The following is a 21,240-nucleotide window of genomic DNA, read 5'->3' on the forward strand; positions in this document are numbered from 1 at the left end:
GCGGGCGCCCCGGCACGGGGCAGCGTGCTGGAGGCGGTGCTGGAACGCGTCACCTACACCAACGAGGAGACCGGGTACACCATCGCCCGGGTCGCCACCGACCGCTCCGGCGACGACCTGCTCACCGTGGTCGGCCCGCTGCCCGGCGCGCAGCCCGGGGAGCGGCTGCGGCTGGTCGGCCGGTGGGGCTCGCACCCGCGCTACGGGCGGCAGTTCGAGGTGCAGCACTGCACCACCGTGCTGCCGGCGACGGTGCAGGGCATCGAGCGCTACCTGGGCTCGGGGCTGATCAAGGGGATCGGCCCGAAGATGGCCGCCCGGATCGTCACCGCCTTCGGGGTGGACACCCTGCGGATCATCGAGGAGGAACCCGGCCGGCTGGTCGAGGTGCACGGCCTGGGCAGGAAGCGCACCGCGGCGATCGGCTTGGCGTGGCAGGAGCAGAAGGCCATCAAGGAGGTGATGGTCTTCCTCCAGGGCGTCGGCGTCTCCACCTCGCACGCCGTGCGCATCTTCAAGCAGTACGGCGACTCGTCGATCGCGGTGGTGCGCGACGACCCGTACCGGCTGGCCGCCGACGTCTGGGGCATCGGGTTCCGGACGGCCGACAGCATCGCCCAGGCCGTGGGCATCCCGCACGACAGCCCCCAGCGGGTGCGCGCCGGGATCCGGTACACCCTCTCCGAGGCGGCCGACGGCGGGCACTGTTACCTGCCCGGGCCGAACCTGGTCGCCGACGCCGCCGCGATCCTGGAGGTGCCGGCGGAACTGGTCGCCGCCGGCCTGGCCGACCTGGTGGCCACCGAGGACGGCGTGGTCCGGGAGGCGGTGCCGAACCCGAGCAGCGAGGGCGGCGTCATCCCGGCGGTCTATCTGGTGCCGTTCCACCGGGCCGAGTCGGCCCTCGCGGCGAGCCTGGTCCGGCTGCTGCGCGACCCGGTGGACCGGATGCCGGCGTTCGGCCGGGTGGACTGGACCCGGGCGCTGGCCTGGCTGCGGGCCCGCACGGGGGCCGAGCTGGCGCCGGAGCAGGAGCAGGCGGTGCGGCTGGCGCTGACCTCCCGGGTGGCCGTGCTGACGGGCGGCCCCGGCTGCGGCAAGTCGTTCACCGTGCGATCGATCATCGAGCTGGCCGCGGCGAAGAAGGCGAAGATCGTGCTGGCCGCGCCCACCGGCCGGGCGGCGAAACGGCTCACCGAGCTGACCGGGCACCCGGCCACCACCGTGCACCGGCTGCTCCAGCTTCGCCCCGGCGGGGACGCCACCTTCGACCGGGACAACCCGCTCGACGCCGACCTGATGGTGGTCGACGAGGCGTCCATGCTCGACCTGATCCTCGCCAACAAGCTGGTCAAGGCGGTCCCGCCCGGCGCGCACCTGCTGCTCGTCGGCGACGTCGACCAGCTCCCCTCGGTCGGTGCCGGCGAGGTGCTGCGCGACGTGCTGGCCGCCGACACCGTGCCCCGGGTCCGCCTCACCCGCATCTTCCGGCAGGCGCAGGAGTCCGGGGTGGTGGTCAACGCCCACCGGATCAACGCCGGGCAGGCCCCGGTGTTCGGCGAGCATCCCGACTTCTTCCTGTTCCCCAGCGACGAGCCGGAGGTCACCGCCGAGCAGGTGGTCGACATCGTGGCCCGGCGGATCCCACGCCGGTTCGGCCTGCGCCCCCGCGACGTGCAGGTGCTCACCCCGATGCTGCGCGGCCCCGCCGGCGCCGGCAACCTGAACACCCTGTTGCAGCAGGCGATCGCCCCGCACCGGGAGGGCGCCCCGGAGCGGCGGCACGGCGGGCGGGTGTTCCGGATCGGCGACAAGGTGATCCAGGTCCGCAACAACTACGACAAGGGCGCCGCCGGGGTGTTCAACGGCACGGTGGGGGTGGTCACCGCCCTGGACCTGGACGACCAGACGCTGACCGTGCGCACCGACGAGGACGAGGACATCGGCTACGAGTTCCACGAACTCGACGAGTTGCAGCACGCGTACGCCATCACCGTGCACCGGTCGCAGGGCAGCGAGTATCCGGCGGTGGTGCTGCCGGTGACCATGAGCGCGTACACGATGCTGCAACGCAATCTGCTGTACACCGCGGTCACCCGGGCCCGGAAGCTGGTGGTGCTGGCCGGGTCGCGCAAGGCCCTCGCCATCGCGGTGCGGACCGCGGGCACCGGACGGCGACACACCGCGCTCACCCACCGGCTCTCCCCCGACCGGCCCTGAGCCGCGGGCGGGCCGGGCGGCGGCCGGGCGGTGCCGGCCGCCGCCCGGCGCTACCCGGTGCGGGTCGCGCCGACGAGCACCCAGCGCTGCCCGGCGGGGTCCCGCAGCACCACCTCCGGCGACTCGGTGGCCGGCTCGACCTCGGCCCCGGCCGCCGGGGCCCGCTTGAGCACCAACTGCGGATCGGTCGGGGCGATGAAGACGTCGGTGTAGGAGGCGAGGGCTTCGGCCGTGTCGCTGACCGTGACGTGCGGGCCGAGCCGCGAATCCTGAACGCCCATCGGAACTGCTGCCTTCCGCTACTCGGCGATCCTGGTACGGCCGGTCCAGCGGAAGACCACGGGCAGTTCGTCGGCGCCCCTGACGGAGTCCCGTTCGAAGTGCTCGTACCCGCCGTAGTGGCGTACCTTGATCTTGTCCTCCGCCGGGGAGATCCGGCGGCTGCGCAGCTCGGTGGGGAGGTTGGTCGGGCCGCCCTCCAGCACCACGTCGATGATGCTGGCGGCGTCCCCGCCGATCGGCGCCTGCGCCGACCACATGCTCCGGTCGTCCTCGTTGACGATGCGGTCCGCCGTCCGGACACCGGTGGCGGAATCGGAAGAAACTGTCATCGCACGACCTCCGTCGCTTGTCGCTCCGCCCCGGACGCGTCAGTCGCCGGCGCGGGTCACCGACGGGGGCGACACCCCGTTCCGCGGCAACGGAACGGCTCGCGGGAGAACGCCCTCCCGCAGCCCCGGTGACGGCCCCCGTTCCCGTCGAACGTAATCCAGGTCACATTTTCCGAACACCCTTAGCGACCCCTAGCGGGGGCGGGGCGGGATCCGGGTCGGCGGCGACGGCGCGGGCACAGACGACGACGGGCCCTCCCCGCCATCCGGGCGGGAAGGGCCCTCGCTCGCGTCAACTCCGCCGGGCGCTCGTCACTCCCAGCGGAAGAAGCGGGTGGCCAGCACGGAGCCGAGCACGGCGGTGGCCGCCAGGACGAGGAGCTGCGGCACCGCGGGGCTCTCGCCGGCCCAGGCGGCGGCGAGGGTGTCCACCGTGGCCCCCAGCGGCGAGTAGTCGCCGATCCGGGCCAGCACCGTCGGCATCTGGTCGCGGGGCAGCCAGGCCCCGGCGAGGAAGAGCAGCGGGAAGAACAGCGCCGGACCGATGGACTGGGCCGCCCTTGCCGACGGCGCGAGCGCCGCGATGAGCAGGCCGATGGCGAACAGGCAGGCCACGCCGAGCAGGAAGGCCAGCACGAAGCCGGGCACGTTCGCCGGGGACGACTGGTCCAGCAGGAACCGGACGCCGATCGCGGTGACCACCGCGCCGGCCACCCCCATCACCAGGTTCACCACGACCTGCGCGACCAGCAGCAGTCCGGGGTGGACCGGGGTGGTGGCGAGCCGGCGCAGTACCCGCCGCTCGCGGTAGATGCCCAGCGCCATCGGCAGGGTGAACAGCGCCAGCATGCCGATGGTGAGGGCCAGGGCCAGCGCCGGCAGGAAGGTCAGCTCGCCGTGCTGCCCGGCGCTGCCGGTGTCCGATCCCCGCTGGGGCAGCCCGAAGACGAGCATCAGGCCGATCGGCAGCACGAAGACGAAGAACAGCGACACCGGTTCGCGCAGGAACAGCTTCGTCTCGACGGCGATGAGCTTGGTCAGGGCGTTCACGAGGACCTCTTGTCGGTCGGCGGCTGGGTGGCGGCGGCCCGACCGGCGTGGCGACCGGTGAGCGAGACGAAGGCGTCGTCCAGGGTGGGCTGCTCGACCCGGAGGGCGGCGTACCGGACCTTGTGCTCCGCCAGCGTCGCGAGCACCGACTGGAGCACCTGCTCGGGGCCGGTCACGGTCACCTCGTCGCCGCTGCGGCTGACCCCGGTCACCTCGGGCAGGGCGGCGAGCAGCGAGTCGTCCAGCTCGTCGAGCGGGCGGAAGTGCACCCGGTGCTCGGTGCCGACGCGGGTGAGCAGGCCGGATGGGGTGTCGATGGCGACGATGCGGCCGGTGTCGATGATGGCCAGCCGGTCGCAGAGCCGCTCCGCCTCCTCCATGAAGTGGGTGACCAGCACGACGGTGACGCCCCGGTCGCGGATCCGCTCCACCAGGTCCCAGGTGTCCCGCCGACCCTGCGGGTCCAGGCCGGTGGTCAGCTCGTCGAGGATGGCCACCTCGGGGCGTCCGACCAGCGCCAGGGCCACCGAGAGCCGCTGCTTCTGCCCACCGGAGAGCTTGTGGAAGGCAGTGTTGCGCTGTTCGGTCAGGCCCAGGTCGGCGAGCAGCTCGTCGATGTCGGCCTTCTGCCGGTAGAAGGAGCGGTAGAGGTCCAGCGCCTCGCGGACCCGCAGCTTGTCGGGGAGCTGGCTCTCCTGGAGCTGGGCGCCGACGCGCTGCCGTACCTCGGTGCGGTCCCGGATCGGGTCCAGGCCGAGCACCCGCACGGAGCCGCCGTCGGCGCGGCGCAGCCCCTGTACGCACTCGACGGTCGTCGTCTTGCCCGCCCCGTTCGGCCCGAGCACGCCGAAGATCTCGCCCTGCTCGACGGTGAAGGACACGTCGTCGACGGCCACCTTCTCCCCGTACCGCTTGTGCAGGTGCTCCACCTCGATGACCGGCATGGGCGTCGTCCTCCGTCACGTGCGGGTTGCCGTCGGGAGGGCGGGACCCTCTGGGATCGCGGCGTGTCTTGCAGTACGCGAAGTCGGTCCGCCCAGAGGGGCGACCGACGCCGGACATCATCCGGGGATCTGAGTCACGAATCAACCCATCGGCTGACGAACCGGGGTGTCGGACGGGACCGGCCCGCCCGACAGGGGTGCCGGACGGTCACCGCGCGTGTCCGTCGCCGCGCCGGACCGGCCGCCGGTCGGGCCGGTGGGCGACCCGGGACCGGGCGGCGGGCAGAGCGGCAGCAGGTCCGCCAAGCGGGACAGCACGACGTCGGGGCCGGCGGCGAGCAGGACGTCGGGGTCGGACTCGCCCCACAGCGCGGCGACCGGGGTCACTCCCGCGGCCCGGGCGCTGACCAGGTCGGCGGGCGCGTCGCCGAGCAGCACCGCCTCGCCGGGGCGTACCCCGAGCAGCTCCAGCGCCCGCCGCACGATGTCCGGGGCAGGCTTCGGTCGGGCCACCTCGTCCGCGCCGACGACGTGATCGACCAGCGACAGCAGGCCGAGCGCGCCGAGCAGGTCCCGGGCCCGCACCCCGCTGCGGCCGGTGGCAACGGCCAGGCCCAGCCCCCGCCCGCGCAGGACGCCCAGCAGCTCGACCACCCCGTCGACCGGGGTCACCCGGTGCGCCAGCCGGTTGCTCTCCCGAACGAACGGGCCGGCCATCGCCGCCGGCAGGCCCAGCAACGCCAGCACCTCGGGCAGGTACCGGCCCGGATGCCGGCAGTACTCCTCGACCGGCGCCACCCCGTCGCCGACCACCTCGGCGTACGCGAGGACGAACGCCTCCCGGGCCACGGCCAGGCTGTCCACCAGCACGCCGTCGAGGTCGAACACGACCGCCCGGACCGGGTCGGACGCGTTCCGCCGGCCTCCCGCCGCACCGGTCACCGGCGGCACCTCCCGGGGGACGTCGACGACACGGCCGGCGGCGGCCGGTAGGGGTGGCCGGGCCGGGGGCACCCCGACTACGGTCGGGTCGTCCCGGGACCCGCCGTGCCGGGCCTCCGGCGACGACGCGCACCGCACCGGCGCCCACGCGAACCCTACCGGCGACCCGGCCGGGCCGGCGGACCGGAGCCGGTCCGGCGTGGCGTCGGCGCCGGATCCGAGCCGCTGGAGAGGGGCCAGAGCATGCCGTTGCTGCGTTGGTTGGCAGAGTCCGACGACGAGCGCCCGGGGGCGGTGCGGGTCGACGACCGGGCGGTGTCCTGGGTCGAGCTGCGCCGCCGGGCCGCGGCGGTGGCCGACGAGCTGCGCGGCGTCGACCGGGTGGCCGTCGAGGCCACCGCCACCCTGGAGACGGTGGTCGCGGTGGTGGGCGCGTTGTCCGCCGGCGCGGCCGTCGTACCGGTGCCGCCGGACGCGGGGCCGATGGAGCGCGACCACATCCTGCGCGACTCGGGCGCGGCGGCGCTGCTCGTCCCGGCGGGCGGTGCGCAGCCGGTCGCCGCCGCCGGCCCGCCGGTGGTCCCGGTCGACCCGAACCGGGAGTCGGACACCGTCCACCCCGAGCCGGACCCGGCCGGCACGGCACTGATCCTCTACACCAGCGGCACCACCGGGGCCCCGAAGGGCGCGGTGATCTCCCGGGGAGCGGTCGCCGCCTGCCTGGACGGCCTCGCCGACGCCTGGTCCTGGACCCCGGACGACCTGCTGGTGCACGGCCTGCCGCTGTTCCACGTGCACGGGCTGGTGCTCGGCGTGCTCGGGCCGCTGCGGCTGGGCAGCCGGCTGCACCACGTGGGTCGGCCCCGCCCCGACCGGTACGCGGCGGCGGCCGGCTCCGTCTACTTCGGCGTGCCCACCGTCTGGTCCCGGATCGCCGCCGACGCCGACGCGGCGCGGGCGCTGCGCCCGGCGCGGCTGCTCGTCTCGGGCAGCGCGGCCCTGCCGGCGGCGGTCTTCGCCGACCTCGCCACGCTCACCGGACACCGGGTGGTCGAGCGGTACGGGATGACCGAGACGCTGATCACGGTGAGCGCCCGCGCGGACGGGCCCCGCCGGCCGGGCACGGTCGGGGTGCCGCTGCCCGGGGTACGCACCCGGCTGGTGGACGAGCACGGCACGCCGCTGCCGGCCGACGGCACCGCGATGGGCGAACTCCAGGTGTGCGGGCCCACCCTCTTCGACGGGTACCTCGACCGGCCGGACGCCGACGCGGCGACCCGGACCCCGGACGGCTGGTTCCGCACCGGGGACGTGGCCACCGTCGACCCGGACGGCTGGCACCGGATCGTCGGTCGGGCCGCCACCGACCTGATCAAGAGCGGCGGCTACCGGATCGGCGCGGGCGAGGTGGAGGACGCCCTGCTGGCGCACCCCGGCGTCCGGGAGGCCGCCGTGGTCGGCACCCCGCACCCGGACCTCGGCCAGCAGGTCACGGCGTACGTGGTGGGCGACGGGGTGAACGGGTCCGAGCTGATCGACTTCGTGGCCCGCCAACTGTCCGCACACAAGCGTCCCCGCGAGGTGCGGCTCGTCGACGCGCTGCCCCGCAACGCCCTCGGCAAGGTGCAGAAGACGAGGCTGACGGCCGACTGACCGGCCGGGCGGGCGGCCCCGCTCAGGCGGTGGGGGCCGGGATGCCGATCGCGGTGAGCACCAGACCCCGGCCCACCAGGAACCGGCCGGTGAAGGCGGTCACCGGTACGCCGCCCAGCACCGGGCCGGGCACCAGCAGCTCGGCCACGAAGGTCCCGGCCGGGTCGACGACGATGTCCGCCTCGGCGAAGTCCAGCCACCGGCCGGTGAGCGGGAACCACGCCTTGTACACCGACTCCTTGGCGCTGAACAGCAGGCGGTCCCAGCAGACCGACGGGCGGGCGGCGGTCAGCGCGGCCGTGCGGGTCCGCTCGGCCGGCAGGGCGATCGCGTCGAGCACCCCCTCGGGCAGCGGCGCGTGCGGCTCCGCGTCCACCCCGAGGGTGGCGAGCGCCGCGGCCCGGCCGAGGACCGCGGCCCGGTAGCCGTCGCAGTGGGTCATGCTGCCGACGATCCCGGCCGGCCAGACCGGGGCGCCGCGCGCGCCGGAGACGATCGGCGCCGGCTCGACGCCCAGCTCACCGAGCGCCCGGCGGGCGCAGTGCCGCACGGTGGTGAACTCCCGGCGCCGCTTCTGCACCGAGTTCGCGACGAGCGCCTCCTCCTCGGGAAACAGGGTCAGTCCGGCGGGATCGTCGAAGGACTCGGCCACGGCCACGGAGGGGGGCAGGATCTGCTCGATCACCCGCCGATGGTAGGTGGGCCGGATCGCCGCGCCGCCCCTCGGGCGGTCGATAGGGGTAAGGTACGGGTGCCCGCCACCCGGGTCGGCTGCCAGTCTGTGGGATACCGGCCCCGGTGGCCGAGGCGTGCGGAGTGGTCGGACGGATGCGGGAAAGCGATGCTCAGAGGCAAAGTGGTGCGGTTCGACGAGGTGCGGGGTTACGGGTTCATCGCCCCGGACGACGGCGGTGACGACGTGTTCGTCCACGCGAACACCGTGGACGGCGACAAGTGGACGATGGTGCCCGGCGTACCGGTGGAGTACGAGGCGGTGGACAGTGACCGCGGTCCGAAGGCGCTCACGGTGCGGGTGACCGGCGGCGCCCCCGAGCGGAGCGCCACGGCCGGCGCCGGGCGCGCCCGGGAGGTCGCGGCGGGCACGGAGGACGAGGAGGGCCTGTGCGACGTGCTCTCCGAGCGGACCTTCTTCGCGGAGACCACCGAGGCCCTGCTGACCGCCGTGCCGGACCTGACTGGCGCCCAGATCGTGGCGGTACGCGCCCGGATGCTGGCGCTGGCCCGGCGGCACGGCTGGGTGGAGGGCTGACGGTCCGTCGCATCGGCCGGGGCGCGGGTGCGCTCAGCCTGCGGCGATCAGCAGCGACTTCCTGATCCGGCCCTGCACGCTGCGCGGCAGCTCGTCGACGAAGTGCACCCGCCGGGGCCGCTGGCAGGCCGACAGGTACCGCCCGACGTGGTCGATGAGCGCCTGCGCGGTGAGCCCCTCGGCGGCGACGACGTACGCGGTGACCTGCTCGCCGAGGAGCCGGTGCGGGATGCCGACGACGGCGGCGTCGTGGACCCCGGGGTAGCTCAGCAGCACCTCCTCGACCTGGCCGGCGTACACGCTGCGGACCCGGCCGTGCACCACGTCGGTGCGGCGTCGTCCGATGATCCGGTGCGACCCGTCCGGCGTCACGCTCACCAGGTCGCCGGTGGCGTGCCACCCGTCGGTGCCGGTGCGCTGCCCGCTCCGGTCGACGTACCCGCTGAACAGGGTCGGCCCACGGATGCTCAGCTCGCCGACCGACTCGCCGTCGGCCGGCACCGGCAGGTCGTCCCGGCCCAGGACCCGGACCTCCACCCCGGGCAGGGGGGCGCCGACGGCGCCGGCGGCCGTCGGGGCGTCCGCCCGCCCGGCCAGCGCGATGAGGGTCTCCGTGGTGCCGTAGCCCTGGACGAGCGAGTGCGAGGTGAGCAGCCGGAGACGTTCGGTCACGGCGGGCGCGAGCGGGGCGTCCCCGGAGACCAGGAGCCGGGCGCCGGCGAGGGCGCGCGCCAAGGGCCGGTCCCGGGCGATCCTCGCCCACTGCCCGGGCACCGCGAGGTACAGGGTGCCGCCGGGGCCGGCGACGGCCTCCCGGTCGAGGTGGACGAAGCGGCTGCCCACCCGCAGCGCGCCGAGCAGCCCGACCACCAGGCCGTACGCCCGGAACAGCGGGGCGCCCTGGACCAGGACGTCGTCCCCGGTCCACCGCCACGCGTCGGCCAGCAGGTCCAGGCCGACGGCGACGGCCCGGCGCGAGATGCGCACGCCGCGCGGCGGGCCGCTGGTGCCTCCCGTGTAGAGGATCACCGCGTCGGCGTCCGGTTCCGGCTCGGGCTGCCGGGTCGAGGATCGCTGCCGCAGGTCGACCGGGACGGCCGGCAGGCCGAGGGCACCGGGGCGGGTCGGGCCGAGGACCACGGTCACCCCGGCCTCGCGCAGGATGCGACGGCGCTCCCGCTCGTCGGCGTCCGGCGGCACGGGCACCAGCGGCACTCCCGCGTGGACGGCGCCAACCATGCCGACAACCGCCTCCAGGCTGGGGGTCGCGTCGACGGCGACCGCGCCGGCGCCCCGGATCCGGTCGGCGACCGCGTTCACGCAGCCGAGCAGCGCTTCACTGGAGAGGCTCCGCCCGGCAACCCTGACCGCATCGGCCCGATCGGCACCGTGACCATACAGTGCCGGCAGCAGTGTCATCTCCGTTAACCCCTGTCGGGGACGTGGTGGAGTCTCGGCAGTGGCTGGGACATCACGGCCACAGAACCCTTCGCGTCATGGGTGCGCGTAGCCCCATATCCGGCCTTCCCCGCCGTCCGCGCGGGTGCTCCGAAATTAGGCTGCCCTTTCGCTTAACACAACCCCTAGCCGCGCCGGTCCGATGCGTCGCTGGCGGGCGGGGTGGCCGGGGGTTGAGGGGCCGATGGGCCAGGTAGGACGCGATCCGCGCCGGCCCGGGGGGCGGCGGCGGGGCCGGGGCCGGGCGGCGACGGGGCGAGGACGCGACGGTGACGTATTCCGTCGCGACGGACGGCCAAGAGAGCGCGATCCGGACCGGGTGGGAAATAATTGGCGACGAATGCCACAGTGGAATCCGTGAATCAGGTTCGGCCAAAATTCGGTATGTTGATCCGGGACGACTGACGGAATGCCTCGGCCCGCAACTCCGGTAACCGCGTGAACACGGCGCGCGGACAACCATTGAGGCCACATAATTCTTAATTAACGTCAATCTCACCTATCCGCTGTTAAAGGTTCGAATCGGGCAAGGACGCGGCGACGTCGCCGATGCGGATCCTTCCGTTCCACCCGCGGTTCGCCCCACCCTCGAACGCGGGCCGACCGGCACCCACCGCACACTCGCGAGGCGGCTGGCGGCCGACCGGAATGCGAATTCTTTTAGCCTTCTGTCGGCGGGGCGCGGGTCGTCCCGCACCGCGACAGGCGCACCGGGAGCGGCGGCGAGGGGCACGCCGACCACCGTCAGCCCGGGCCGGACCGGCGTCCGCGAGCGGCGCACCCGACCCGGCCCGCATCCGCCGCCCGCCTCGCCCCGCCGTCGCCGCAGCCCGCCATCGGGGCGCTGAACTGTGCCTACTTCGCGCTCGACGACGAGCCGCACCGGGGGGCCAGCCGGCTCGGACCACTGCCGGCCGCCCGAGATACGGGACGCGGATCCGGCCGGCCACCCCTCGCGCGAGCCGCCCGCCCCGCGCCGGCGCCCGGCGGGCGGGACGCCGGGCCAGCCGACCCGACGGCCACGTGGGCCCCGACACCGAACGCCGCGACACCTTCCCCAGCAATTTCGGCAAGCGCCGAAAGCGCCCGCGACCGACCCGCTTCCGCGAACCACATCACGTTACGAATTTGACCGGCGACTTTCCGTCGCGATTGACGCGTCGATGACGGGGGCCGCCCCGCCATCGACGCCAAACCGATGTTTGCCTATCCTTTACAACTTCCGGCTTGCCGCCCAATTCTGGGACTGCCATACTCCCAGCATGCACGGCGGTCGATAGCGAGGGGACGGGTCCGAGGGGGCGAGAATTGTCGATGACGCTGGTGGGGCCATGATTCGGTGGCGCCGGACAGTCAGGTTAATCGATGGCCCGCCCACTGCCTGAGATGATCGTCTATATTCGCCAATACGGGAATGGGTCGAAAATTGCCGGTCTCCGATTTCGTCAGGCCCCTCGGCAGCCCGGGGAAGGTGGCGCACCCGGTGCCGGCGGAGCCTGCGCTCCTGCCGAGGCCACGACCATGGAGCTGACCGAGCGGTGCACCCAGCTCGCCCTCCTGGAGCACCGGCTCGCCGACCTGCTCCGGCCAGCCGGCCGGCTCGCCGACGACCGGCCGTTGACCGTGCTGACCGGCCCGGTCGGCGGGGGCAAGACCACGCTCCTACAGGCGTTCGCCCGGCGGGTCGCCGGGTCCGGCGTCCGCTTCCTCGCCGCCAGCGCGTCCCGTGCCGAGCGCACCGTCCCGCTGGAGGTCATCCGTCAGCTCGTCCGGGCCGCGCCGCTGGGCAACGGCGACCGCGACCGCCTCGGCCGGCTGCTCGACCGGGGCACCCTCGCCTGGGGCGACGCCGACGACCAGGACCTGGAGGACCCCGCCCGGACCACCGCCGCGCTCGGCGGCGCGCTGGTCGAACTGGCCGGGCGGGCCCCCCTGGTCATCGCGGTCGACGACGTCCACCACGCCGACATGCCGTCACTGCGCTGCCTGGACTTCGTGGCGAGGCGGATCGCCGGCCTCCCCGTGCTGATCGTGCTCACCGAGTCGCCCCGCACCCGGCCGTGGCATCCCGAGGTGTACGCCGAGCTGCTGCAACCCGCGCGGCTGCACCGCATCCGCCTGCCCCTGCTCACCGCCGACGGGACGTACCGGCTCCTCGCCGCCCGGCTCGGCGCGCCCGTCGCCCGCAGCATCGCCGACGAGTGCCACGAGGTCACCGCCGGCAACCCGCTGCTGGTGCAGGCGCTCGGCGACGACCACCTGGCCGCCACCGAACGGCCACCGGACCGGCCGGTGGTGGGCGAGGCGTTCCGGGAGGCCGTGCTGAGCTGCCTCTACCGCTGCGAGCACCTGGTGCTCAAGGCCGCCCGGGCGCTCGCGGTGACCGGGGAGCCGCTGCACGGCAACCTGCTGTCCCACCTCGTCGACGTCCGGGCCGAGTCGGCGCTGCGGGCGATCGACGGGTCGACCAGCGGCGGCCTGATCACCGATGACGGGCTGCGCCATCCGGTGGTGGCCCAGGCCGTCCTCGACGGGATGACGGCCGAGGAGCGCGCCCGACTGCACCGGCAGGCCGCCTGCCTGCTGCACGAGGACGGCACCGCGCCGGAGCGCATCGCCCGCCACCTGGTCAGGACCGAGGAGCTGGGCGAGCCGTGGATGGCCCAGACCCTGCTGGACGCCGGCGAGCAGGCGCTGGTCGACGGCGACCCGGGCACCGCCCTGCGTTACCTGCGCCGGGCCAACCGCGACTGCACCGACGCCTGCCTGCGGGCCCGCATCCGCTCGGCCCTCGCCCGGGCCGAGTGGCGGCTCGACCCCCAGGCCGCGGTCCCCCACCTGCTCAGCGTCGCCTCAGCGGTCCGGGCGGGGCACCTGAGCAGCCGGCAGGCCGCCAGCCCCATCCAGTACCTGCTCTGGCACGGCCAGATCGACAAGGCCGTCGAGCTCGTCCACCACCTCGGTGAACGCGCCGACAGCGCCGACCCCGGCTCCGCCGCGGCCCTGGCGATCACCAAGGGGTGGATGTCCACCCTCTACCCCGGGGTGGGGGCCAACCGGCCGATGCCCTCGCCGGCCATCCGGGACCCGCTGACCCTGGCCAAGGTCAAGCGGCGGCTCCAGGGCGTGAGCCTGCTGACCGCCGTGCTCGAACGGGGCGACGCCGGGGTGATCGACGACGCCGAGCGGCTGCTGTCCACCAACAGGCTCGACGACGAGCGCAACATGTGGACCGCCATCTGCGCCCTCGTCGCGACGGTCTACGCGGACCGGCTGGAGCTGGCCGGCGACTGGTCCGAGAAGCTGGGCGGCACCCCGGCGGCGCACCGGCAGCCCACCCCGGCGGCGATGATCGCCGCCGTGAAGGCGGCGGTCGCCGGGCGCCTCGGCGACCTGTCCCGGGCCCGGGACCTCGCCGACGCCGCGCTGACCCAGCTCTCCCACAAGGGCTGGGGCGTGGTGATCGGGATACCGCTCGCCGTCCGGCTGCGGGCCCTCACCCTGATGGAGGAACTCGACGCCGCGGGCGGCTGCCTCCAGGTCCCGGTGCCGCAGACGATGTTCGAGACGCCCTTCGGGCTGCACTACCTACACGCGCGCGGCCTGTACGCCCTGGCCACCGGGAGCCCGGAGGCCGCCCTCGCCGACTTCCAACTCTGCGGTCAGCTGATGACGTCCTGGCGGCTGGACCTGCCCGCCCTCGTTCCGTGGCGGACCGAGTCGGCCCGGGCGCTGCTGCGGATGGGTCGCCGCGCGCAGGCCGAGAAGCTGGTCCGCGAGGAGCTGGCCCGGCTGCGGCCCACGCACGTGCGGTACCGGGGGCTCGCGTTGCGCGTCCTGGCCGCGGCGGGGGACGGGCCGGACCGGGTCCAGCACCTGCGCGCCGCCGTCCGGCTGCAGCGCCAGTGCGGGGACCGGGCGGAACTCGCGCACAGCCTCAGCGACCTCGGCCACGTCTACCAGGAGGCCGGCGACCTGCGCCAGGCGCGCGACGCCACCCGCGCGGCCCGCGCCCTCGCCCAGGAGTGCGGCATCCCGCTGCTGCGGCCCGGCCGCACCGCCGGGGGCGGCGGGCCCGGCGAGGCAGCCTCCGAGGCTGCGGTGGTGGACGGGCTCAGCGACGCGGAGTCCCGGGTGGCCACGATGGCCGCGCAGGGGCACACCAACCGGGAGATCGCCGAGAAGCTCTTCCTCACGGTCAGCACCATCGAGCAGCGGCTGACCCGGATCTACCGCAAGCTCGACGTCAGCTCCCGCAGCGACCTCGCCGTCCGGCTGCGCCTGGGCCGACCGGGCCCGGCCCCGACGGGGCACGGCGCCGCGCCGTCGACCCCGGACGAGCCGCCGCGCTAGCCCGCCGCCCCTCCCCCCTTTCTCGTCGGCCGGCCCCCCACGCGCCGGCGCATCGCTCGTCGCCCCGTCGACCCCTGCCGTTCGCCCACGGGTCACGTCTGGCAGGCGCCGGCGGCGGTGTGGCAACATCGAGCCACAGTGTCGTCGCGGACCGTCCATCATGTCGCGACCCCATCTCCCCACCCCGGCGGGACACCCCCTCACGGCCGTCACGCAACCCCTAACAACAATTGAGATCCGTAGGTTTACGCCGCGAACGATGGGGTCTCAAGGTCGTTGTCGCGCACCCGCCCCGCTGTCAGACTCGCCTGAGCATTCCGGATCGCTCGCTGGGGAGCGCGGTCCGGCAGGAGAATTCAGAGGTCCACCCGGCACGGCGGCCCGGTGCACCCCACCCCTACCCGGTGCGACGGGTGGGCGCGGTGAGGGGGCTGCTGTTCGGCTTGGGGGGGCGATGTCGGTCAGCACCGGTGATCCGGTTCGGCATCGCAGACGAGAGAGGCTGACACGAGTGTTGCTGGTGCAGCGGGACGAACAGATCGCCTTGCTCCGGAGGGCGTTCCGCGCCTGTGAGGAGCAGCAACGCGGACACGTGGCGCTGGTGACGGGCGCGGTGGGAAGCGGCAAGACCAGTCTGCTGGAGACGCTCGACGAGTGGGTGGTGGCCGCCGGGGGGCGGGTGCTCAACGCGGCCGGTTCGCGGGCGGAGCGCGGTCTCCGGCTGGGGGTGCTGGGGCAGCTGTTCCACAGCGCGCGGTTGGACCAGGAGTCGGCGAACCGGGTCGAGAAGCTGATGCGGGACGCCACCTTCGCCGTCCCGCTGCCAGAGCCCGGCGGCGAGGCGGCCGAGGGGGTCGCCTCCGGGGAGCAGGTCTGGGCGCCACTGCTGCACGGCCTGTTCACCGCGCTGCTCGACCTGACCAGGTCCGGGCCGCTGGTCCTCGCCGTCGACGACGTGCACCACGCGGACCCGGCCTCGCTGCACTGCCTGCTCTACGTCACCCGCCGGCTGCGGCACGCACGGATCATGATCGTGCTCGCCGAGGCGTCGACGCTGCGCCCGTCGCACCCGCTGTTCCGGGCGGAGCTGCTCAGCCAGCCGTACTTCTCCCGGATCAGCCTGCCGCCGCTGACCGTCGACGCCATCGCCCGGCTGGTCGGCGACGGCACCGATGCCGCGCCCGCCCGGGAGGCGGCCGAGCGCTACCTCAGCATGACCGGCGGCAACCCGCTGCTCACCCGGGCCCTGATCGACGAGCGGTGCCGGGCCGAGTCGGCTGACGGCCCGACCCCCGGCGACGGGTTCGACCAGGCCGTGCTCGGCTGCCTCTACCGGCACGAGCCGGGGGTGCGCCGGGTCGCCCAGGCGCTGGCGGTGCTGAACCGCCCGGCCCCGACGGAGCTGCTCGGTCACCTCCTCGACGTGGTGCCCGAGTCCGCCGTGCCGGCGGTACGGGTGCTGCGCACGTCCGGGCTGATGGAGACCGACCAGCTACGCCACCCGCGCATCCTGCGCTCGATCCTGGCCGACATGTCCCCCGAGGAGCGCCGGGCCCTGCACCAGCGCGCCGCCGAGGTGCTGCACGAGCACGGCGCCGAGCCGGGGGTGATCGCCGAGCACCTGGTCGCCGCCGGTTGGGCGGACGCCGCCTGGGTGGTGCCGGTGCTCCAGGACGCCGCCGGGCAGGCGCTGGCCTCGGGCCGCCCGGACCGCGCCGCCGCCTGCCTGCGCCTGGTCGGCCGCGCCGAGGTGGACGAGCAGCAGCGCAGCGCCACCACCGCGATGCTGGTGAACGCCCGGTGGCAGGTCAACCCGCTGACCGTCAACGGGCACCTCAACGAGCTGGTGCAGACCGCGCGGGCGGCCGGATGGTCCACCACCGCGGCCCTGTCCACCGTGCCGTACCTGCTCTGGCAGGGCCGGGTGGACGAGGCCACCGAGGCGGTCCGTGGCTTCTCTCCCGACGACGACCACGGCGCCGCCACCGGCACCGCCGGCCGGCTGCGGGCGATGCAGCTACTGGTCTCCCTCTCCCACCCCGACCACCTGGCCACCGTCCGGGAGACCCCGAGCACCTGGAGCCGGGCGGCGACCGCGCCGACGACGATCAGCCCGCAGTTGCAGGCGGTGACCGTGCTCGGCACGGCGCTGATGCCGACCGTCGAGAACGACACCGTGGCCACCGCCGAGCAACTGCTGCAACGGCACCACACCGACGACGGCGCGCTGGGCCTGCTCACCGCCCCGCTGCTGGCGCTGCTCTGGGCGGGCCGGTCCGACCGGGTGGCGGTCTGGGGGGACGTACTGCTCAACCGGCCGGCGGCCCGGCACGCCCCGGTGTGGCGGGCGATCGTGCGGGCGGTACGGGCCGAGGCGGCGCTGCGCCTGGGCGACCTGCCGGGCGCGGAGCACCAGGCCCGCACGGCGCTGGCGGACCTGCCCGCCCCGGCGTGGGGGGTGGCGGTCGCCGGCCCGCTGGCCACGCTGATCGGCTGCGCGACCGAGGCTGGCCGGTTCGCCGAGGCCGACCGGTGGCTGGCCCACCCCGTGCCGACCGGCATGCTCCGCACCCCGCTGGGCGTGCACTACCTGGCCGCCCGGGGCCGGCACCACCTGGCGATGGGCCGGCCGCACGCGGCGACCACCGACCTGCGCCGGTGCGGCGAGCTGATGCGCGCCTGGGGCGTCGACGTCGCCGGGCTGGCGCCGTGGCGGCTGGAGCTGGCCCGGGTGCAGCTCAGCGTCGGCAACAAGACGCAGGCCACCCAGCTGTTGCAGGAGCAGCTCCGGGTCGCCCACGGGGTCGACGACCGGACCCGGGGGCGGTCGCTGCGGCTGCTCGCCACGACCGCTGCCCCGGACCACCGGCGCAAGCTGCTCTCCGAGGCGGTGAACCTGCTACAGGCCTGCGGGGACCGGCTGGAACTCGTCCGGGCCCTCGGCGACACCGGCCAGACGCTGCAACGGGCCGGGGACTCGGCGCGGGCCCGGCTGCTGGTCCGCCGGGCGTACCAGCTGGCCCAGGACTGCGGGGCGTCGGTGCTGGCGCAGCGGTTGATCCGGCGGGAGCCGGGCGGCGGGCTGCCGGCGTACCAGGCGAGCCCCGAGGCGCAGGAGCCCGACGACGGGCTGAGCGAGGCCGAGCGGCGGGTGGCCGCGCTGGCCGCCCAGGGGCACACCAACCGGCAGATTTCCAGCAAGCTGTTCATCACGGTGAGCACCGTCGAGCAGCACCTGACCCGGGTCTACCGGAAGCTGGACGTCAAGCGGCGCACCGACCTGCCGGCCCGGCTCATCGCGTTCGCCGAGCCGCTGGCCGAGGAGACGCAGGGCGCGGCGTCCTGACCGGACGGTCGAAGGGGCGCCGGGCCGTCCCGGCCCGGCGCCCCTTCGACGCGTACCCGGGTCAGCCGGTGGCCGCCTCGGCGGCCCGCCGGTCGAGGTGCCGCAGCACCAGGTCGGCGGTTGCACCGACCCCGCCGGCCCGGTGCAACCGCCCGCGCCACAGGCCGGCCCGGTCCCGGAAGGACGGCTCGGCCAGCAGCCGGCGCAGCTTGTCCTCGATGTCCTCGACGTCGAGGACGTCGGCGTGCTCGACGGCGAGCGCGACGCCGGCGTCGACGGCCCGGACCGCGCCGTCGTAGCAGTCGAGCCAGAACGGCATCACCAGTTGTGGCACCCCGAACCAGGCCGCCTCGTGGATCGCGTTCGCGGCGGCGTGGTTGAAGCAGACCCGCACGTGCGGGTGGGACAGCACCTCGAGCTGCGAGGGCAGCCACGCCTCGATGCGCAGGTTCGCCGGCAGTTGCCCGGCCGGTGGCAGGAAGCGCTGGCTGGCGGCGGGCAGCTTCCACAGCACGTGGTGCTCCGGCGCGAGCCGCGCGACGACCTCGACCAGCGCGGCCACCTGGGCCTCCGACGGCCGCATGATGGTGCCGAACCCGATGTACACCACCGAGGGGTGCTCATCCAGCCAGGCGCGCACCTCGGCGCCGTCCGGGCCCGGGGTGAGTTCCCGGGGCACCATCGTGCCGACCATCCGCAGGTTCGCCGGCGCGGTGACGAATGGGTACTCCAGCCCGAAGACCGTGTACGCGACCAGCGCCTCGGCCGCCTCGGCGTACTGCGCGGGCCGCAGCTCGGGGTTTCTGATGCCCGCGGCCCGGCGCCGGTCGGCCTCGCCGGTGTTGCGGGCCAGCCGCTCCGGTGCCGTCAGGGCCCGCGCGATCGCCGCCCGGTGGCGGGCGTTCGCCGCCCGCTGGCTCGGGCCCATGTTCAGCGGCAGCCCGGACAGCGGCATCGGGTACGTCGGCGGGACGGTGTCGGGCAGGAAGTTCGACGGGGGCACCGAGACGCCGATGACGTACGGCACCCCCCGGACAGTCGCCGCGTCCATGCCGAACGTGGCGAACGAGTCGACCATGGCCAGCGCCGGGGTCACCTCGTCGACCAGGTCCAGGCAGCGCTCGTAGAGCTGGTGCAGGTAGTCGTAGTCGGTGGAGGCGTCGACGTAGGCCGCGAAGTTGTCGGCCCGGGAACCGGTGGTCATGCGCTGACGGGTCTCGTCGTCCCAGTCGTCGGGGCGCGCCTCGGGCCGGGCCGGCCCGAGCGACAGGAAGTGGAGTTCCCCGTCGCCGGGCACGGCCTCGATGTCGGCTCGACGTTCGTCCGTGCAGGCGAACCACATCCGCCGCACGGCGCGGCGCTTGAGTTCGCCGGCCAGGGTGACCAGCGGGTTGAACAGGCCGGAGCTGCCGGTACTGATGATCAGCAGCGCGTCCCTCGTTGCGGTGAGGTACTCGGCTGTCATCCGCGTGGCTAGTCCATCGAACGGCGCATGAAGCCGCGGGTCCCGATTGCGGTGGCGACGACGAACACCCCGGCGAGGATGGTCAGGTCCAGCCAGAGCGGCACCGACTCGACGCCGGGCGGGGCGACCAGCGACCGGGTGGCCTCGCTGACGTAGGTGAGCGGGTTGACCGAGCAGATCACCTGGAACCAGGGCAGGGAGTCCAGGGCCCGCAGCGGGAACTGGGTGGCGCCGGTGAACATCAGCGGGGTCATGATCACGGTGAACATGATCTGGATGCGGTGCGGCGGGACCAGGGTGCCGAACGTGAGGCCCAGGGCCGCGCCGACCAGCGCGCCGGCCGCCAGCACCACCATCACCTTGAGCGCCGTCAGCACGGGCCAGGTGACCCCCAGCATGAGCATGCCGATCGGGATCAGCACCAGGCCGGCGATCGTGCCGCGGATGGCCCCGAAGATGATCTTCTCGAAGGCGACCAGGGGGATCGACAGCGGCGAGAGCAGCCGGTCCTCGATCTCCCTGGTGAAGGAGAAGTCCATCACCAGGGGCAGGGCGGTGTTCTCCAGGCCGATCAGGAAGGCGTTCAGCGCGATGACGCCGGGCAGCAGCACGTTGGCGAAGTCGTTGCTGGCGTATCCCAGCTCGCCGAGCACCTTGCCGAAGATCAGCAGCATGAACAGCGGCTGGATGAAGACCTGGGCCAGGAACGCGCCCAGCTCGCGGCCGGTCACGAACAGGTCGCGGGCCAGCACCGCGCGGAACGTGGCGAGCTGGTCCAGCCCGCGCACCGAGCGGGGCGGCACGAACGCCGGCGTCGGCGCGGACGGGGTGGCGGGGGCGGTGACGCTCACCGAAGTTCCCTTCCGGTCAGGTGGATGAAGACGTCTTCCAGGCTGGGCTGGCCGATGCTGAGGTCGCGGACCTCGCAGCTCAGGTCGCTGAGGATCTTCAGCGCCATCGGCACGGCGTGGGCCGGCTGGGTGCCGGTGTAGACCCGGAAGGACAGGGTGGCGTCCGGGTCGGCCGGCGCCTCGGGCATCGGCATGGGCATCGGCGGCATCCCGGGGAACGCCGGCATACCGCCGCCCGCCCCGCCGCGCAACTGCTCCACCCGCTCCACGTCCGCGATGTTGCCGAGCGCGGCCTGCACCTCCTCGGCCGGCGCGCCGGCGCCGACCACGAGGGTCAGCGTGCTGCTGCCGGGCAGGGTACGGGTCAGCGCGGCGGGGGTGTCCAGGGTGAGCAGCTTGCCGTGGTCGATGATGCCGACCCGGTCGCAGAGCTTCTCCGCCTCGTCCATGTCGTGGGTGGTGACCACGACCGTGACCCCCTCGCGCTTCAGCTCGGCGATCCGGTCGTGCACGAACAGCCGCGACTGCGGGTCGAGGCCGCCGGAGGGCTCGTCGAGGAAGAGCACCTTCGGCGAGTGCATCAGCGCCCGGGCGATCATCGTGCGCTGCGCCAGGCCGCCGGAGAGGAAGTCGGTGCGCGCGTTGGCCATCTCCTTGAGGCCCATCTGCTCCAGCAGCTCGTCCGCCCGCCGGTTGCGTTCGGCCCGCGGCACCCGGTGGTACGCCGCGTGGAACACCAGGTTCTGCCGGACGGTCAACGCCCGGTCCAGGTTCACCCGCTGCGGCACGACCGCCAGCAACTGCCGGGCCACGGCCGGCGCGCCGATCACGTCCGCACCGCAGACCGTGGCCCGACCCGAGGTGGCCCGCACCCGCGTGGTCAGCACCCCGATCGTCGTCGTCTTGCCCGCGCCGTTCGGCCCGAGCAGACCGAAGACCTCGCCGGCGGCGACAGCGAAACTCAGTCCGTTAACCGCCGGCGGCATGTTGGGCTGGTACTGCTTGACCAGCTCCGTGACCACCACTGCCTCGTCCACTTCGTCATGCTCCCGTCCGGGTCATCTGTGGGACAGATAT

Annotated in this window: 14 protein-coding genes and 1 pseudogene; 5 read left to right on the top strand and 10 right to left on the bottom strand. The window is 74.3% G+C overall.

Going from position 1 to position 21,240, the window contains the following annotated elements:
- Positions 1-24 precede the first annotated feature (24 nt).
- A complete protein-coding gene (locus C5N14_RS19455; protein WP_371685870.1) occupies positions 25-2,220 on the top strand; it encodes an ATP-dependent RecD-like DNA helicase in 2,196 nt (731 codons plus the stop codon).
- 50 nt (positions 2,221-2,270) lie between these two features.
- Here C5N14_RS19455 and C5N14_RS19460 read toward each other — a convergent pair whose 3' ends face one another.
- The 5 genes and pseudogenes from C5N14_RS19460 to C5N14_RS19480 all read right to left on the bottom strand — a co-directional run.
- Entirely contained in the window at positions 2,271-2,501 is a 231-nt protein-coding gene (locus C5N14_RS19460; protein WP_117669532.1) for a hypothetical protein, read from the bottom strand.
- 18 nt (positions 2,502-2,519) lie between these two features.
- Positions 2,520-2,831 carry a DUF5988 family protein gene (locus C5N14_RS19465; protein WP_243639776.1) on the bottom strand — a complete coding sequence of 104 codons (312 nt, stop codon included), beginning with the start codon at positions 2,829-2,831 and terminating at the stop codon, positions 2,520-2,522.
- Between the two features lie 312 nt (positions 2,832-3,143).
- Positions 3,144-3,881: an ABC transporter permease gene (locus C5N14_RS19470; protein ID WP_117669534.1), complete on the bottom strand. Its 738-nt coding sequence runs from the start codon at positions 3,879-3,881 to the stop codon at positions 3,144-3,146.
- Positions 3,878-4,825 carry an ABC transporter ATP-binding protein gene (locus tag C5N14_RS19475; RefSeq protein WP_117669535.1) on the bottom strand — a complete coding sequence of 316 codons (948 nt, stop codon included), beginning with the start codon at positions 4,823-4,825 and terminating at the stop codon, positions 3,878-3,880. The genes C5N14_RS19470 and C5N14_RS19475 overlap by 4 nt, the downstream gene beginning before the upstream one ends.
- Positions 4,826-5,104: 279 nt before the next feature.
- A pseudogene (locus C5N14_RS19480) lies at positions 5,105-5,767 on the bottom strand (HAD-IA family hydrolase); the annotation flags it as partial.
- Positions 5,768-6,010: 243 nt separating this feature from the next.
- On the opposite strand from C5N14_RS19480, the gene C5N14_RS19485 reads away from it, so the two are divergent.
- Positions 6,011-7,420, top strand: a complete 1,410-nt coding sequence (locus C5N14_RS19485; RefSeq protein WP_117669536.1) for an acyl-CoA synthetase — start codon at positions 6,011-6,013, stop codon at positions 7,418-7,420.
- Between the two features lie 22 nt (positions 7,421-7,442).
- Here the strand turns inward: C5N14_RS19485 and C5N14_RS19490 are convergent, their stop codons facing one another.
- Positions 7,443-8,105, bottom strand: coding sequence for a 4'-phosphopantetheinyl transferase (locus C5N14_RS19490; RefSeq protein WP_117669537.1), 663 nt, complete (start codon positions 8,103-8,105; stop codon positions 7,443-7,445).
- Between the two features lie 156 nt (positions 8,106-8,261).
- On the opposite strand from C5N14_RS19490, the gene C5N14_RS19495 reads away from it, so the two are divergent.
- Positions 8,262-8,690 (top strand): cold-shock protein, encoded by a 429-nt coding sequence (locus tag C5N14_RS19495; protein ID WP_117669538.1) that lies wholly within the window; start codon positions 8,262-8,264, stop codon positions 8,688-8,690.
- 33 nt (positions 8,691-8,723) lie between these two features.
- Here the strand turns inward: C5N14_RS19495 and C5N14_RS19500 are convergent, their stop codons facing one another.
- The gene (locus C5N14_RS19500; protein ID WP_117669539.1) at positions 8,724-10,109 is read right to left on the bottom strand and encodes an AMP-binding protein; all 1,386 of its coding nucleotides are present in this window, start codon (positions 10,107-10,109) and stop codon (positions 8,724-8,726) included.
- A gap of 1,560 nt (positions 10,110-11,669) precedes the next feature.
- On the opposite strand from C5N14_RS19500, the gene C5N14_RS19505 reads away from it, so the two are divergent.
- Together C5N14_RS19505 and C5N14_RS19510 are read left to right on the top strand one after the other, a co-directional pair.
- On the top strand, positions 11,670-14,501 hold the full coding sequence (locus C5N14_RS19505) for a LuxR family transcriptional regulator (protein WP_117669540.1): 2,832 nt from the start codon (positions 11,670-11,672) through the stop codon (positions 14,499-14,501).
- 511 nt (positions 14,502-15,012) lie between these two features.
- Entirely contained in the window at positions 15,013-17,847 is a 2,835-nt protein-coding gene (locus C5N14_RS19510; protein ID WP_243639778.1) for a LuxR family transcriptional regulator, read from the top strand.
- Positions 17,848-17,908: 61 nt separating this feature from the next.
- On the opposite strand, the gene C5N14_RS19515 is transcribed toward C5N14_RS19510, so the two are convergent.
- From C5N14_RS19515 to C5N14_RS19525, 3 genes are read right to left on the bottom strand one after another with little or no spacing between them, the layout of a single operon-like run.
- Positions 17,909-19,312 (bottom strand): glycosyltransferase, encoded by a 1,404-nt coding sequence (locus tag C5N14_RS19515; protein WP_117669541.1) that lies wholly within the window; start codon positions 19,310-19,312, stop codon positions 17,909-17,911.
- Positions 19,313-19,320: 8 nt separating this feature from the next.
- A complete protein-coding gene (locus C5N14_RS19520; protein ID WP_117669542.1) occupies positions 19,321-20,163 on the bottom strand; it encodes an ABC transporter permease in 843 nt (280 codons plus the stop codon).
- A complete protein-coding gene (locus C5N14_RS19525; protein ID WP_117669543.1) occupies positions 20,160-21,200 on the bottom strand; it encodes an ABC transporter ATP-binding protein in 1,041 nt (346 codons plus the stop codon). Before C5N14_RS19525 ends, C5N14_RS19520 begins: the two co-directional genes overlap by 4 nt.
- Positions 21,201-21,240: the final 40 nt, after the last annotated feature.

It is taken from the genome of Micromonospora sp. MW-13, from assembly GCF_003434305.1.
GTDB lineage: Bacteria > Actinomycetota > Actinomycetes > Mycobacteriales > Micromonosporaceae > Micromonospora.

What these genes read in the sequence shown, in the direction of transcription:
- C5N14_RS19460 (WP_117669532.1), bottom strand. Translation starts at nt 2,501, where the DNA reads ATGGGCGTTCAGGATTCGCGGCTCGGCCCGCACGTCACGGTCAGCGAC.
- C5N14_RS19465 (WP_243639776.1), bottom strand. Translation starts at nt 2,831, where the DNA reads ATGACAGTTTCTTCCGATTCCGCCACCGGTGTCCGGACGGCGGACCGC.
- C5N14_RS19475 (WP_117669535.1), bottom strand. Translation starts at nt 4,825, where the DNA reads ATGCCGGTCATCGAGGTGGAGCACCTGCACAAGCGGTACGGGGAGAAG.
- C5N14_RS19485 (WP_117669536.1), top strand. Translation starts at nt 6,011, where the DNA reads ATGCCGTTGCTGCGTTGGTTGGCAGAGTCCGACGACGAGCGCCCGGGG.
- C5N14_RS19495 (WP_117669538.1), top strand. Translation starts at nt 8,262, where the DNA reads ATGCTCAGAGGCAAAGTGGTGCGGTTCGACGAGGTGCGGGGTTACGGG.
- C5N14_RS19500 (WP_117669539.1), bottom strand. Translation starts at nt 10,109, where the DNA reads ATGACACTGCTGCCGGCACTGTATGGTCACGGTGCCGATCGGGCCGAT.
- C5N14_RS19505 (WP_117669540.1), top strand. Translation starts at nt 11,670, where the DNA reads ATGGAGCTGACCGAGCGGTGCACCCAGCTCGCCCTCCTGGAGCACCGG.
- C5N14_RS19515 (WP_117669541.1), bottom strand. Translation starts at nt 19,312, where the DNA reads ATGACAGCCGAGTACCTCACCGCAACGAGGGACGCGCTGCTGATCATC.